Annotated in this window: 17 protein-coding genes and 1 tRNA gene; 12 read left to right on the forward strand and 6 right to left on the reverse strand. The window is 68.1% G+C overall.

Annotation, left to right across the window (positions count from 1 at the left end; translation table 11 throughout):
* Nucleotides 1-49 precede the first annotated feature (49 nt).
* Nucleotides 50-2032 carry an ATP-dependent DNA helicase gene (locus G6N09_RS14520; protein ID WP_083027627.1) on the reverse strand — a complete coding sequence of 661 codons (1983 nt, stop codon included), beginning with the start codon at nucleotides 2030-2032 and terminating at the stop codon, nucleotides 50-52.
* A 44-nt stretch (nucleotides 2033-2076) separates the two neighbouring features.
* A complete protein-coding gene (locus tag G6N09_RS14525; RefSeq protein WP_083027626.1) occupies nucleotides 2077-2451 on the reverse strand; it encodes a nuclear transport factor 2 family protein in 375 nt (124 codons plus the stop codon).
* Between the two features lie 71 nt (nucleotides 2452-2522).
* On the opposite strand from G6N09_RS14525, the gene G6N09_RS14530 reads away from it, so the two are divergent.
* On the forward strand, nucleotides 2523-2786 hold the full coding sequence (locus tag G6N09_RS14530) for a YdeI/OmpD-associated family protein (RefSeq protein WP_083027611.1): 264 nt from the start codon (nucleotides 2523-2525) through the stop codon (nucleotides 2784-2786).
* 8 nt (nucleotides 2787-2794) lie between these two features.
* Here the strand turns inward: G6N09_RS14530 and G6N09_RS14535 are convergent, their stop codons facing one another.
* Entirely contained in the window at nucleotides 2795-4048 is a 1254-nt protein-coding gene (locus G6N09_RS14535) for a nicotinate phosphoribosyltransferase (protein WP_234807103.1), read from the reverse strand.
* Between the two features lie 109 nt (nucleotides 4049-4157).
* Here G6N09_RS14535 and clpS point away from each other — a divergent pair, with 109 nt between their 5' ends.
* From clpS to G6N09_RS14575, 8 genes are all read left to right on the forward strand, one after another.
* A complete protein-coding gene (gene clpS, locus G6N09_RS14540) occupies nucleotides 4158-4472 on the forward strand; it encodes an ATP-dependent Clp protease adapter ClpS (RefSeq protein WP_083027609.1) in 315 nt (104 codons plus the stop codon).
* A 30-nt stretch (nucleotides 4473-4502) separates the two neighbouring features.
* Nucleotides 4503-5090, forward strand: a complete 588-nt coding sequence (gene aosR, locus G6N09_RS14545) for an oxidative stress transcriptional regulator AosR (protein WP_083027608.1) — start codon at nucleotides 4503-4505, stop codon at nucleotides 5088-5090.
* 5 nt (nucleotides 5091-5095) lie between these two features.
* Nucleotides 5096-6166 carry a P1 family peptidase gene (locus G6N09_RS14550; RefSeq protein WP_083027624.1) on the forward strand — a complete coding sequence of 357 codons (1071 nt, stop codon included), beginning with the start codon at nucleotides 5096-5098 and terminating at the stop codon, nucleotides 6164-6166.
* Nucleotide 6167: 1 nt separating this feature from the next.
* Nucleotides 6168-6827, forward strand: coding sequence for a rhomboid family intramembrane serine protease (locus G6N09_RS14555; protein ID WP_179959840.1), 660 nt, complete (start codon nucleotides 6168-6170; stop codon nucleotides 6825-6827).
* A complete protein-coding gene (murI, locus tag G6N09_RS14560) occupies nucleotides 6824-7630 on the forward strand; it encodes a glutamate racemase (RefSeq protein ID WP_083027607.1) in 807 nt (268 codons plus the stop codon). Before G6N09_RS14555 ends, murI begins: the two co-directional genes overlap by 4 nt.
* Nucleotides 7631-7710: 80 nt before the next feature.
* A complete protein-coding gene (locus G6N09_RS14565; protein ID WP_083027606.1) occupies nucleotides 7711-8487 on the forward strand; it encodes a cyclic nucleotide-degrading phosphodiesterase in 777 nt (258 codons plus the stop codon).
* A gap of 23 nt (nucleotides 8488-8510) precedes the next feature.
* The gene (gene rph / locus G6N09_RS14570) at nucleotides 8511-9290 is read left to right on the forward strand and encodes a ribonuclease PH (protein ID WP_083027605.1); all 780 of its coding nucleotides are present in this window, start codon (nucleotides 8511-8513) and stop codon (nucleotides 9288-9290) included.
* On the forward strand, nucleotides 9287-9907 hold the full coding sequence (locus tag G6N09_RS14575; protein WP_179959912.1) for a non-canonical purine NTP pyrophosphatase: 621 nt from the start codon (nucleotides 9287-9289) through the stop codon (nucleotides 9905-9907). Before rph ends, G6N09_RS14575 begins: the two co-directional genes overlap by 4 nt.
* Before the next feature lie 113 nt (nucleotides 9908-10020).
* Here G6N09_RS14575 and G6N09_RS14580 read toward each other — a convergent pair whose 3' ends face one another.
* The gene (locus G6N09_RS14580) at nucleotides 10021-10362 is read right to left on the reverse strand and encodes a DUF3817 domain-containing protein (protein WP_083027603.1); all 342 of its coding nucleotides are present in this window, start codon (nucleotides 10360-10362) and stop codon (nucleotides 10021-10023) included.
* Complete coding sequence (locus tag G6N09_RS14585) at nucleotides 10359-10730, reverse strand: hypothetical protein (RefSeq protein ID WP_179959841.1); 372 nt, start codon at nucleotides 10728-10730, stop codon at nucleotides 10359-10361. Before G6N09_RS14585 ends, G6N09_RS14580 begins: the two co-directional genes overlap by 4 nt.
* A gap of 94 nt (nucleotides 10731-10824) precedes the next feature.
* Between G6N09_RS14585 and G6N09_RS14590 the strand changes: the two genes are divergently transcribed.
* Nucleotides 10825-10908: transfer RNA gene (locus G6N09_RS14590), tRNA-Leu, on the forward strand.
* 87 nt (nucleotides 10909-10995) lie between these two features.
* A complete protein-coding gene (locus G6N09_RS14595; protein WP_083027601.1) occupies nucleotides 10996-11376 on the forward strand; it encodes a DUF732 domain-containing protein in 381 nt (126 codons plus the stop codon).
* Nucleotides 11377-11381: 5 nt separating this feature from the next.
* Here G6N09_RS14595 and G6N09_RS14600 read toward each other — a convergent pair whose 3' ends face one another.
* Nucleotides 11382-12638 (reverse strand): MFS transporter, encoded by a 1257-nt coding sequence (locus G6N09_RS14600; RefSeq protein WP_083027600.1) that lies wholly within the window; start codon nucleotides 12636-12638, stop codon nucleotides 11382-11384.
* A 119-nt stretch (nucleotides 12639-12757) separates the two neighbouring features.
* Here G6N09_RS14600 and G6N09_RS14605 point away from each other — a divergent pair, with 119 nt between their 5' ends.
* Nucleotides 12758-13480 carry a DUF1906 domain-containing protein gene (locus tag G6N09_RS14605; RefSeq protein ID WP_083027599.1) on the forward strand — a complete coding sequence of 241 codons (723 nt, stop codon included), beginning with the start codon at nucleotides 12758-12760 and terminating at the stop codon, nucleotides 13478-13480.
* The last annotated feature ends 79 nt before the right edge of the window (nucleotides 13481-13559 follow it).

A 13559-nucleotide genomic window follows, 5' to 3' on the forward strand; every position in this document is an offset into this window, starting at 1 on the left:
GCACGGCGCCGTCGGCGGGCAGGTCGCATGAGGTACCAGGATAGTGCGCTCATCCACCGCGCAGCCGCTGCAGCGCCAGCTGCACCTTGCCCGCATCGGTGGTACCCCAGAACGGCGGCAGCGACGCCCGCAGGTAGCCGGCGTAGCGGGCGGTGGCCATCCGCGAGTCGAGTATCGCCACCACGCCGCGATCCTCGGTCCCACGCAGCAGTCGCCCGGCGCCCTGGGCCAGCAGCAGAGCGGCGTGGTTGGCGGCCACTGCCATGAAGCCGTTGCCGCCGTGGGCGGTGATCGCGCGCTGCCGTGCGGTCAACAGCGGATCGTCGGGGCGCGGAAAGGGGATGCGGTCGATGAGCACCAGCGACAGTGATGGTCCGGGCACATCCACGCCCTGCCACAGTGACAGCGTGCCGAACAGCGACGTCTCGGCGTCGTCGGCGAACTGCTGAACCAGCGTGCCGGTGGTGTCGTCGCCCTGGCACAGCACCGGGGTGTCGAGGCGTTCGCGCATCGCCTCGGCTGCGGCCTTCGCCGCCCGCATCGAGGAGAACAAGCCCAAGGTACGGCCGCCTGCCGCGGTGATCAGCGCGGTGATCTCATCGAGCTGCTGGTCTGTCCCGGTGCCGTCGCGCCCGGGCGGGGGCAGATGCGCGGCGATGTAGAGGATTCCCGACTTGGCGTGTTCGAAGGGCGAGCCGACATCGAGGCCGCGCCAGCGGGCCGCCTGGGCGTCGGCGCCCCGCCGCAGGCCCCAGTCACCGGCCATGGCGTCGAAGGAACCGCCGACCGTCAGCGTCGCCGAGGTCAACACCGTGGTGGCCCGCGCGAACAGTCGCTCGCGTAACAGGCCGGCCACTGACAACGGGGCCACTCTCAACACGGCCCGCACCGAGCCCCGATTCTCCTCGTGATTGAGCCAGACCACGTCGTAGCGCTCGGGGATGGCCGGTTCGAAGGAGGTCAGGATCCGGGCCGCGGTGTCGGAGATCTCGGTCAGTGCCGCGACGGACTCCTTGCGGGCGGCCGCGACCTTGGGGTCGGCGGGCGCGGTGTCGATGGCCGCGCGTGCGGCACCGGCGGCATCACGCAGCGCGGCCAGGTAGGTGGCCAGTTCCTCGTCGAGGTGGTCCATCCGGCCTGGCGTGCCGTCGTGGATCGCCGAACCGAACGTCAGCGTCGCGGCATCGAGGCGCTGGACCAGTTCGGGGGAGACCAGCCGGGCGACGCGGCGCACTGCGACGCTGAGCATGGCGGCACTCAGCTCAGCGGTAGCCACCGACGTCACCCGATCGGCAAGTTCGTGTGCCTCGTCCACCACCAGGAGGCGGTGCTCGGGTAGCACGGTGGTGTCGGAGATGGCATCGATGGCCAGCAGTGCATGGTTGGTGACGACGACGTCGGCGTCGGCGGCGACGCCGCGGGCCCGCTCGGCAAAGCAGTCCGTGCCGTATTGGCAGCGGACGGCGCCCACGCACTCGCGGGCTGAGACGCTGACCTGGGACCAGGATCTTTCCGGTACACCAGGTTTGAGGTCATCGCGGTCACCGGAGTCGGTCTCCTCAGCCCACGCGGTGAGTCGCTGCACGTCGCGGCCCAGTGCGCTCGCCGCAAACGGATCGAACAGTTCGGCCTGGGGCGTGTCGTCGGACTCCTCGGCGATTCCGGTATGGATCTTGTTCAGGCACAGGTAATTCCGCCGGCCCTTGAGCAGCGCGAAGGTCGGCCGTCGGGGCAGTACCTTTTCCAGGGCGCCGGCCAGCCGCGGCAGGTCGCGATCCACCAGCTGGCGTTGTAGGGCGATGGTCGCCGTGGAGACCACTACCGGGCTCTCGTCGGCCAAAGCCCGCGCTATCGCCGGGACCAGGTACGCCAGCGACTTGCCGGTGCCAGTACCGGCCTGCACGGCCAGGTGCTCGCCGGTCTCGAAACAGCGCGTCACCGCCTCGGCCATGCGCACCTGGCCCTCACGTTCGCGGCCACCCAGCGCGGCTACCGCCGCGGCGAGCAGCTTGGATACGGACGGGGCAGCCATGGTGTGCACACGTTAGCCCGCTTTGAGATTCGCATGCTCATTGCTTAGGCCGTGGCGGCGGGCCGGGCCACCAGATAGGTTCCATGCCCTTCGATGACCAAGCCGTCATCGGCGAATCGCAGCACCTCGTTGACCAGTCCACCGTTCTGGTTGCGGTAGTTGATCACGAGGGTGTCGATACCCCGGTAGACGTCTTCGACCACGAATAGAAGTTCCGGGATGCGTTGCAGAGCGCCCGACCAGTACCGGCGTAGTTCGGACTTGCCGCGGATCACTCCTGCTGTCTCGGGATACATCTGTGCTGCCACCGGGGAGGTGAACACCACGTCGTCGTGAAAATGCGCCAGCACGGCCTCCACGTCGTGGCTGTTCCACGCTCGCACCCAGTCGCGGCTGAAGGCCAGCGCATCGATGTCCATCTTGTGCACGGTAGTGACACCACCGCCGCTGCCCCACCCAATTTCCCGCCGACCGCCGTTAGCCTGAAACGATGACCGAGCGATTGCCAGGCGGCGCGGTGCATCAACTTCCCGACGACCTGCGTGACGGACTGACTGTCAGCGCCGCGGCATTATCTGCGTGGCTGGACATCACACCCTTGGCGCGCAACGAATTCATCTGCTGGGTCGAAGACGCCAAGCAGCAGGCCACCCGTGAGCGCCGGATCCGCCGCACCCGCGAGGAACTCGAAGAAGGCAAGCGGCGCCCCTGCTGTTGGCCCGGTTGCAAGCACCGAGAACGCAACGGCAAGTAGGTCAGCTCTCAGTCGCCCCCGACCAGCCGGGTCGGGATTGCCGGCTCACCATGCGCGAGCTTGAGCCCCTCCCAGGGCAGGCTGTCCAGTCCCGAAGCCACTCGCTCACGCGCCTCGGCCAGCGCCGCGACGCCGGTGTCGGCCACCACGTCACCGCCGTGCACCAGCGGCACCGTCAACGTCCGGGCCCATGCGTCCACCGCCGGTGGGCGACCGGCGGGGTAGATGACCTCTTCGGTGACGATGCCGCTCTCCCGGGCAACCCGCAGTGCCTGTTTGCGCCCGCCCCGCGTCTGCTTGCCGGCGCTGCGCTTGTGCACCGGCTGGCCGTCGACCTCAACCAGTTTGTAGACGAACCCGGCCGCGGGCACACCCGATCCGGTGACCACCGAAGTGCCCACGCCGTAGCTGTCCACCGGTGCGGCCCGCAGCGCCGCGATGCCGTACTCGTCGAGATCGCCCGAGACCACGATCTTGGTTCGAGTAGCGCCCAACCGGTCCAGCTGGTCGCGAACCTGCTGAGCCAGCACCGCCAGTTCCCCGGAGTCGATGCGGACCGCGGCCAGTCCCGGCCCGGCCGCCGCGACCGCGTTGGCCACTCCGGTGGCGACGTCATAGGTGTCTACCAACAGCGTGGTGTCGACACCTTGAGCGGCGACCTGGGCTCGGAACGCCGCCGACTCTCCATCGGGGCCGGTATGCAGCAGGGTGAAGGCGTGCGCGCTGGTACCCAGCACAGGCACACCGAACCGGCGGTGCGCTTCCAGGTTGGACGTTCCGGCGAACCCCGCCAGGTAGGCGGCCCGGGCAGCGGCCACCGCGGCCTGCTCGTGCGTACGACGGGAACCCATCTCGATCAAGGGCCTGCCACCAGCGGCGTTCACCATCCGTGCGGCCGCCGAGGCGATTGCGGTGTCGTGGTTGAAGATCGACAGCAGCAAAGTCTCCAGCACGACGCATTCGGCGAAGGTGCCGCGCACGCTCAAGATCGGAGAGCCGGCGAAGTGCAGCTCGCCTTCGGGATAGCCGTCGATGTCGCCGCGGAAGCGGAAGTCTGCCAGGAAAGCCACCGTCTGGGAGTCCAGGAACTCTTCCAGAAGGCCCAGCGAGCTGTCATCGAAAGTGAACTGGCCCAGCGCTTCCAGAAACCGACCGGTGCCGGCGACCACCCCATAACGACGCGCTTCGGGCAGGCGGCGGGTGAACATCTCGAAACCGACCCGCCGGCCGGCCGTGCCGTCGCGTAGTGCCGCGGCGAGCATGGTCAGCTCGTATTTGTCGGTGAGCAGCCCGCCATAGCGGGCCGAGGAGTGCACCCGTCAACCGTATCGACTGGACCGCACCCCACGTCGGCTCGGTATCCTGACCGGTATGGCCAGGTCAGTACCGACGTCCGCCCCGGTGAAACCGCAGGGCACCGGGCAGCGGCACGCCGACCCGGTCGAGCAGACGACATCGCCCTGGGTGACCATCGTCTGGGACGACCCGATCAACCTGATGACGTATGTGACCTACATCTTCCAAAAGCTGTTCGGCTACAGCGAGCAGCACGCGACCAAGCTCATGCTGCAGGTGCACCACGAGGGCAAGGCGGTGGTGTCGTCGGGCAGCCGGGAGTCGATGGAGGTCGACGTGTCCAAGCTGCACGCCGCCGGGCTGTGGGCGACCATGCAGCAGGACCGCTGAGACTCAACCGAAGGGAACCGGGACTTCACCGTGCAGAAATGGAAGCGGGTTGAGACCGGCGACGGACCCCGCTTCCGGTCTGCGCTGGCGGTGCATGAGGCCGCGTTGCTCCGGAACCTTGCCGGTTCGATCGTCGGCATGCTCGACGCACGAGAGTCCGAGTCGCCCCCGGATGAGCTGGAACAGATCACCGGTATCCGGACCGGGAACACCAGCACACCGCGCGACGCCACCACGCTGCGGCTGCTCCCGGACTTCCATCGGCGCGAAGACTGTGCGGGTGAACTTCCGGTCGATGCAGACGGCCTGAACTCTGCGCTGCGCAGCCTGCACGAACCGGGGATCATCGACGCCAAACGTGGCGCTGCACAACAAGTGCTGGCCACCGTTCCCGAACGGGGCGGGCGCTTCGAGCTGACCGAGGACCAGGCGAATGCCTGGATCGCGGCGGTCAACGACATCCGCCTCGCTCTGGGCACCGTGCTCAAAATCGGCCCCGAGGGACTCGACCAGTTGCCCGCCGACGATCCGATGGCTGCGCAGCTGAACGTGTATCAGTGGCTCACCGTGCTGCAGGAGTTCCTCCTGGTCGCGCTGATGGGAAGGCCCCGACGATGACATTCATGGGTTCGATCACCGATGTCGCCGGCATTCGGGTGGGCCATCACCAGCGGATCGATTCGGACGCGACGCTCGGCTCCGGCTGGGCCACCGGCGTCACCGTCGTGCTGGCGCCCCCCGGGACCGTCGGCGCCGTCGACGGCCGCGGGGGCGCACCGGGCACCCGCGAGACCGATCTGTTGGATCCGGCCAACAGCGTGCGTTGGGTGGATGCGGTGGTGCTTTCCGGCGGCAGCGCCTACGGATTGGCGACCGCCGACGGCGTGATGACCTGGCTGGAGGAGCAGGGCCGCGGCGTCGCGCTGGACGGCGGCGTGGTGCCGATCGTGCCGGCCGCAGTCATCTTCGACCTGCCCGTAGGCGGCTGGGACAAACGACCCACCGCCGAATTCGGCTACGCGGCTGCGGCCGCCGCCGCCGGACCCAACGGTGCCCAACCGGCATCGGGCAGCGTCGGCGCCGGAGCCGGAGCGCGCGCCGGGGTGTTCAAGGGCGGCGTGGGTACCGCGTCGACGACGCTGGAACTCGGCGAGCACGTGGTCACCGTCGGCGCGATCGTGGTGGTCAATCCCACCGGCGAACTCATCGACGCCACCACGGGATTGCCCTGGTCGAACCTGCTGATCGAAGAGTTCGGTCTGACGGCGCCCCCGTCGGAGCAACTGGCGATACTCGCGGGGCTGGAACCCAAATCTTTGTCGCTCAACACCACCATCGCCGTGGTGGCCACCGACGCCGCACTCAGCCCGGCCGGCTGTCGCCGGATGGCGGTGGCCGCGCAGGACGGGCTCGCCCGCGCCATCCGGCCCAGCCACACCCCGGTGGACGGCGACACGGTGTTCGCGTTGGCGACCGGGACCGTCGAGGTACCACCGCTGCCCGGAACCCCGGACGCCATGTCCCCGGAGACGGGCCTGATCAGTGTGGTCGGCGCGGCCGCGGCGGATTGTCTGTCCCGGGCCGTCCTGTGTGGATTGCTGGCCGCCGATCCTGTGGCGGGCATCCCCACCTACCCGGGCACGGTGCCGGGGGCATTCGGCGAACGGCTCACCGGCGGTATGGGAAGGCCATGACGTGGACGTGATTCCCCGCGGCGGAACACCCCCCGCGCCGCAGCCCGACCGGCACTCCGCCTGGCGTACCGGCGGCGCCACGATCATCGCCTTCGTCGGGCTGCTCTATCTCGTCGAAGCCGTGGATCAGGTGGGCGGCCATCGGTTGGACCGCAACGGCATCCGGCCGCTGGAGGCCGATGGCCTGTGGGGTGTGCTGTTCGCCCCGCTGCTGCACGCCAACTGGGCACACCTGCTGGCCAACACCGGACCCGCGCTGGTACTCGGCTTTCTGCTGACGCTCACCGGGCTGTTCCGGTTTGTCCTGGCCACGGCGATCGTGTGGATCCTCGGCGGACTGGGCACCTGGCTGATCGGCAACATCGGATCGTCGTGTGGCCCGACCGACCACATCGGCGCCTCTGGCCTGATCTTCGGCTGGCTGGCCTTCCTGCTGGTGTTCGGCTGGTTCACCCGCCGGATCTGGCAGATCCTGGTCAGCGTCGTGGTGCTGTTCCTCTACGGCGGCATTCTGTGGGGGGCCGTGCCGGTGCTCAACGTCTGCGGCGGGGTGTCCTGGCAAGGACACCTGTGTGGGGCGCTGGCCGGCGTCGTGGCCGCCTACTGGCTGGCCGGACCCGAACGCAAGGCCCGCGAACGCCGCCGGGGGGTTGCTGCGTGAGCCCGATCGGAATCTTCGACTCCGGTGTCGGAGGGCTGACCGTCGCCCGGTCCATCATCGATCAGTTGCCCGACGAGGACATCATCTACGTCGGTGACACCGGCAACGGACCCTATGGCCCGTTGACCATCCCCGAGGTTCGTGCCCATGCCTTGGCCATCGGCGACGACCTCGTCGAGCGCGGAATCAAAGCACTGGTGATCGCCTGCAACACCGCGTCGGCGGCCTGCCTGCGCGACGCCCGGGAGCGCTACGACGTACCGGTCATCGAGGTGATCCTGCCGGCGGTGCGACGGGCGGTGGCCACCACGCGCAACGGCCGCATCGGGGTGATCGGGACGCAGGCGACGGTTGCCAGCCACGCCTACCAGGACGCTTTCGCCGCGGCGCGTGACACCGAGATCACCGCGGTGGCCTGCCCGCGTTTCGTCGACTTCGTCGAGCGTGGCATCACCAGTGGCAGGCAGGTGTTGGGTCTTGCCGAGGGTTACCTGGAGCCCTTGCAGCGTGCCGGGGTCGACACTCTGGTGTTGGGCTGCACGCACTATCCGCTGCTGTCGGGATTGATCCAGTTGGCGATGGGTGACCAGGTGACGCTGGTGTCCAGCGCCGAGGAGACGGCCAAGGAGCTGTTGCGGGTGCTCACCGAGCGCGATCTCCTGCGTCCTCATGAGGCCGCGCCGGCAACGCGGGTCTTCGAGGCCACCGGTGACCCGGAGGCGTTTGCTGAACTGGCCACCCGATTTCTGGGGCCGGCCATCAGCGGCGTCGGCGCGGTGCACCGTCACGCACCCCTGCATTAGCCGGTGATTTCAGTGACGAATCGTGGGCAAAGCGCCGGTGTCTTCGTCATGGCCGCGACGAACATGGCACAGTAGGGAACGTGCGACTGACCGTGCTCGGCTGCTCCGGGAGTGTGGTGGGTCCGGACTCGCCGGCATCGGGATACCTGTTGCAGGCGCCGGACACGCCACCGCTGGTTATCGACTTCGGCGGCGGGGTGCTGGGCGCCCTGCAACGCCACGTCGACCCGGGATCGGTGCATGTGCTGTTGTCACACCTGCACGCCGACCACTGCCTGGATCTGCCCGGATTGTTCGTCTGGCGCCGCTACCACCCGTCGGTGGCGATCAAGCCGTTCGACAAGGGTTTGTTGTACGGGCCCAGCGACACCTGGTCTCGGATGGGGGCCGCGTCGTCTCCGTACGGCGGCGAGATCGACGACATCACCGACATCTTCGACGTCCGCCCCTGGGTGGACGGTACGCCGGTCACGTTCGGCGCGCTGAGTGTGCAGCCCGAGCTGGTCTCGCATCCAACCGAGTCGTACGGGATGCGGATCACCGATCCGTCCGGGGCAACGCTGGTCTACAGCGCCGACACCGGCTACTGCGACGCGGTGATCGAGTTGGCCCGCGGAGCCGACGTCTTCTTGTGCGAGGCCTCGTGGACCCATGAGGGCAACCGCCCGCCGAACCTGCACCTGTCGGGAACCGAGGCTGGGCGTATCGCCGCGGCCGCCGGTGTCGGACAGCTGCTGCTGACCCACATCCCGCCGTGGACCTCGCGCGAGGATGTCATTGGTGAGGCCAAGGCCGAGTTCGACGGTCCGGTGCACGCCGTGGTGTGCGACGAGTCCTTCGACATCACGCGGTCCTGACCTGACCCGCTAGGGTTATCCGCGTGTCCAAACGAGAAGACGGTCGCCTCGACGACGAGCTGCGCCCGGTCGTCATCACCCGCGGATTCACCTCGAATCCGGCTGGGTCGGTCCTGGTCGAATTCGGCAACACCCGGGTTATGTGTACCGCCAGTGTCACCGAGGGAGTTCCACGCTGGCGGAAGGGCTCCGGTCGCGGGTGGCTGACCGCGGAGTACGCCATGTTGCCCGGCGCCACCCACACCCGCTCGGACCGCGAATCGGTCAAGGGCCGAGTCGGCGGGCGCACCCAGGAGATCAGTCGGCTGGTGGGCCGCTCGCTGCGTGCCTGCATCGACCTGGCTGCGTTGGGGGAGAACACCATCGCGATCGACTGCGACGTGTTGCAGGCTGACGGCGGCACCCGCACCGCGGCGATCACCGGGGCCTATGTGGCCCTCGCCGACGCGGTCACCTACCTCTCGGTCGCCGGCAAGTTGTCCGATCCGCGTCCGCTGTCGTGTGCGATCTCCGCCGTCAGCGTCGGCGTGGTCGACGGCCGGGTTCGCGTCGATCTGCCCTACGAGGAGGACTCGCGCGCCGAGGTCGACATGAACGTCGTTGCCACCGACACCGGAACCCTGGTGGAGATCCAGGGCACCGGCGAGGGGGCCACGTTCCCGCGCTCGACCCTGGACAAGATGCTCGATTCTGCGCTGGCCGCCTGCGAGAAACTGTTCGTGGTCCAGCGCGAGGCCCTGGCGCTGCCCTATCCCGGGGTGTTGCCGGAGGGCCCGGCACCGAAGAAGGCGTTCGGCAGCTGAGTGCACCGGTGACGCAACTGCTGGTGGCCAGCCGTAACCGCAAGAAGCTGGCCGAGCTCAGTCGGGTGCTGGAGTACGCCGGAATCTCCGGCGTGCAGCTGGTCTCACTCGATGAGGTGCCACCGTATCCCGAAGCGCCGGAGACCGCGGCGACGTTCGAGGGCAACGCCTTGGCCAAAGCTCGCGACGGCTATCTCGCGACCGGTTTGCCCTGTGTCGCAGACGATTCCGGCCTTTCTGTCGGTGCGCTCAACGGCATGCCGGGAGTGTTGTCGGCGCGCTGGTCGGGCAGCCACGGAGACGACGCAGCCAACACCGCACTGTTGCTGGCGCAACTGCACGACGTGCCCGACGAGCGCCGAGGCGCGGCATTCGTCTCCGCGTGCGCGCTGGTCTGGGGTGACGGGCCCGAGCACGAGGTGGTGGTGCGCGGCGAGTGGGCCGGGCACATCGCCCGCGAACCGCACGGCGAGGGCGGGTTCGGTTATGACCCGGTGTTCGTTCCGGCGGGAGGTGACCGCACTGCCGCGCAGCTCAGCCCAGCCGAGAAGGATGCCGCTTCGCACCGCGGCCGGGCGCTGGCACTGCTGCTACCGGCCCTGCGCACGCTTGCCTGACACGGCATGGGCCCTCAGCCGGCCGACAATCCTCGTCTGCCGAGCGTGAAGTTGGCTTCACTCTGAGTGGTCGAGCGTGAAGCTGGCTTCACGCTCGGCACAGGTGCGAGGCCTCAGAGGTTGAACTGGGCCTTGATCTTTCGGGTCTGGAAGTGCTCGACGATGATCCCGAGCAGCGGAATGGTGCCCGACAGCAGCACCCCCAGGGTCTTGCCCAGCGGCCAGCGGACCTTGACGGCCAGGTTGAGCGTCGCCATCAGGTAGGCGAAGTACACCCAGCCGTGCACCACGCCGATCCAGACCGGCGGGTTGTCCACCTTGACCGCGTAGCGCACCACGACCTCGTAGCACAGGGCGATCAGCCAAAGACCGGTCGTCCACGCCAGCACCCGGTAGGGCAGCAGCGCGCTGCGGATCTTCTCGGCGGGAGCGGCCTGGGCGGGGGAGTCGGTCATGCACTGTTCCTGTTCTGTCGATCGTTCTCGGAGAGCTCGGCCAGGTAGGCGTTGTACTCCTGCATCACGGGGTCATTGGTGGGTGCGGCGGCGGTGGGTCGTTCCGGCAGCAGCCCGGCTGGGATCTCGGTCACCGCATCGGCGGGGTGCAGCTCCGGGGGAGTCTCCTCGAAGCGGACGAATTTGCGGTAGGCGTACACGCAGAACCAGGCGAACAGCGGCCACTGCAGCGCGTAACCCAGATTCTGAAAGGTGCCGTTGACCTCCTGGAACCGTGTCCACTGCCACCAGCCCAGTCCCAGACAGGCGCTGGCGGCGACGATCACCAGCACGACCAGTGCCGGTCTCCGACGCCGTGTAGTGGACACCCCATGACGGTACCGCGCGACCTGGTGCGATGGCCGTGGGGAAGGGGTTCGCGTTGTGGGATGCGGCGGGCTGGACGCTACGATGACTGCGTTTGCGGGCGTGGTGGAATTGGCATACACGATGGCTTTAGGTGCCATTGCGCGAAAGCGCGTGAGGGTTCGAGTCCCTCCGCCCGCACAAAATTTAACCCGATAATCCCATGTAGCGGGTGTTCGTCGGTGCCAGAATGGACGTCTTAGCCCTCCGCGTGATTGGTGCAGCGCTATGGACCGACGGCTGCTCGCAACGGTGTTCACTGTGGTGTCTGTGTGCCTTGCCGGGGCGGCCGCTCCGGCGGCATCTGCTGATCCCAGCGTTGATCCCCAGAACCAGGTGTTCTTCGACGAGCTGGAGCGTGAGGGGCTGCACCCCGACTACGACAAGCAGATCTGCGGCGACATCAAATGCGAATCGCTGCGCACTCTGCTGGTTCAAGAGGGACACGCGGTCTGCGTCGCACTCGCCGATTCACCCCGGCTGGTGCCCCTGTCGGTCATCGCGAATCTGGAAGTCAAACCCGGCGAGGCACACATCATCATCAACGCGGCCCGACAGGCTTACTGTCCGCAGCTGCCGGACCCGTACGGACATGTGCCCGGGCACTGAATCGTTCAGCGCTCGCCGGCTGCCACCAGCACGGGCTTTTCGCCCAGCGCTTCGGATTCCCGGGCCTTTCGTGCGTAGCTGACCACACCGATGGCGGCAACCGCCCACACGACGTACTGCAGCGTCCAGGCCAGCCGGAACGCGCTGAAGGAATAGCCGCCGGCCAGCGCGATGACCACGCCCATCGCCTGCATGACCAGCAGGGTGGCGATGAAGCCGCCGGTGTTGACCATGCCCTGCGCGGTGCCCAACGCGGCTGGCGGGTTGTAGGTGCGGGCGAAGTCGAAGGCCAGCATCGACACCGGCTGGCCTGCCGAGATCACCAGGATCAGCACCACCAGCAACCAGTGCGGCGCGGGGTGCGGGAGCGCCAACAACACCGTCCAGGTCACAACCATCAGCGCCATCATGGTCAATGCCACCTTCGGCCGGTGCCGGGGCCAGCGTGCGGAGAGGGTTCCGACCAACAATCCGACCACGATGAACGGTGCCACCGACAGCGTCAGCGCCGCACCCGCCATCCCCCGCGAGAGACCCTGCGCGGTGGTCAGGTAGGGCACCCCCCACATCAGCGCGAACACGCCGGGCGAGAACGCGTTGCCCATATGGGTAAAGAAACCAGCCTTGGTGCCCGGCCTCGACCACACCATCTTGATCTCACCGAAGGCCTCACGGAAAGTCCGCGCATGCGCGGCGGCCGGCGCCCCTGCGGGGGCGTCGCGGGCGACGATGATCGTCAAGACGCCAGCGAACAGACCCAGGCCGGCGGCCGAAAGATAGGCGGCCGTCCACCCGCCATGCAGCAGAATCGCCAGAAACGGCACCGCCGAGAGGAACTGGCCGAACTGGCCACAGATTCCGGTCAGCTGGGTGAGCAGGGGAACCCGCTCGGGGGCAAACCAATTGGGCAGCAGCCGGATCACCGAGATGAAGATGAACGAATCCCCGAGGCCGATCACTCCGTAGGCGCCAACCGCCACGGGCAGCGATTGCGTCAGAGCCAGCGCCGCCTGGGCAGCGGACAGCACGGCCACGCCGGTGGCGATCATCACTCGCGGACCGAAGCGGTCCAGCAGCACCCCAGCCGGAATCTGCATGGCCGCGTAGACGATCAGCTGCACGATCACGAACGACGACAACGTGCTGGGCCCGGCGTGGAAGCGCTCGGCGGCATCGAGGCCCGAGACTCCGAACGTGGTCCGGTCCAGCACTGCCACCAAATAGGACAACAGGCCGGTGCCCCACACGATCCAGGGACGCAATCTGGGCCCGCCTTGTCTGTCTGTTGCCGGACAACGCCTATGGTCGCACACGGTTTCACCGGGTATTTCGCCGGTGACCGGCCCCCTGCTGGGCCGGCTCCTGTCCTAGTCTGTTTCGCGTGGTGATTTCCCGGCGCGACTTGTTCAAGTTCGCGGTCTCAGTGCCCGCGGCCACCGGCTTGGGAGCCGGGCTCTCGACGCTGATCGCCGGAATCGCCGAGGCCGCGCCGCTGGGCATCTTGCTGGACTATTCGGCCGGTGTCCTGCCGGCCAGCGCGATCCGGGCCTCCGGGGCAGTGGGGGCCATCCGCTACGTGTCGGATCGCCGGCCCGGCGCCGACTGGATGCTCGGCAAGCCCATGCAGGCGGCCGAGGCGCGTGACCTGCAGGAAGGCGGTTTGGCGGTGGTTTCCTGCTATCAATTCGGCAAACAGGCCACCGCCGACTGGCTCGGCGGCGAGGCCGCCGGTGTCGAGCACGCCACGCGCGGCGCACAGCTGCACAGCGCAGCCGGCGGTCCGGCAACCGCCCCGATCTACGCGTCGATCGACGACAATCCGTCCTATCAGCAGTACCGCGAGCAGGTGGCGCCCTACCTGCGTGGATGGCAGTCGGTGATCGGGCCCGAACGCACCGCCGTCTACGCCAACTCCCCGACGATCGAGTGGGCCGTGCAGGACGGCCTGGGCTCCTTGTTCTGGCAGCACAACTTCGGTTCACCCGGCAGGATCGCCCATCCGGCCGCCAATCTGCACCAGGTGGAGATCGACAGCCGCACCGTCGATGGCATCGGTGTGGACGTTAACCAGATCCTCCAACCGCAGTTCGGTCAGTGGGCCTGAGCCGCGACCGGGCTGCCTAAAGGCCAGCAAACTGGCGCCGCGCCGGGTCTCTGATCGCGGCGTTCGCGGTGCCTGGCTC

The sequence above is a fragment of the Mycolicibacter minnesotensis genome, from assembly GCF_010731755.1.
GTDB classification, from domain to species: Bacteria; Actinomycetota; Actinomycetes; order Mycobacteriales; family Mycobacteriaceae; genus Mycobacterium; species Mycobacterium minnesotense.

Coding starts and splice junctions, on each gene's coding strand:
- G6N09_RS14520 (WP_083027627.1), bottom strand. CDS start 2,032: ATGGCTGCCCCGTCCGTATCCAAGCTGCTCGCCGCGGCGGTAGCCGCG.
- G6N09_RS14525 (WP_083027626.1), bottom strand. CDS start 2,451: ATGGACATCGATGCGCTGGCCTTCAGCCGCGACTGGGTGCGAGCGTGG.
- G6N09_RS14530 (WP_083027611.1), top strand. CDS start 2,523: ATGACCGAGCGATTGCCAGGCGGCGCGGTGCATCAACTTCCCGACGAC.
- G6N09_RS14535 (WP_234807103.1), bottom strand. CDS start 4,048: ATGCTCGCCGCGGCACTACGCGACGGCACGGCCGGCCGGCGGGTCGGT.
- clpS (WP_083027609.1), top strand. CDS start 4,158: ATGGCCAGGTCAGTACCGACGTCCGCCCCGGTGAAACCGCAGGGCACC.
- G6N09_RS14550 (WP_083027624.1), top strand. CDS start 5,096: ATGGGTTCGATCACCGATGTCGCCGGCATTCGGGTGGGCCATCACCAG.
- G6N09_RS14580 (WP_083027603.1), bottom strand. CDS start 10,362: ATGACCGACTCCCCCGCCCAGGCCGCTCCCGCCGAGAAGATCCGCAGC.
- G6N09_RS14595 (WP_083027601.1), top strand. CDS start 10,996: ATGGACCGACGGCTGCTCGCAACGGTGTTCACTGTGGTGTCTGTGTGC.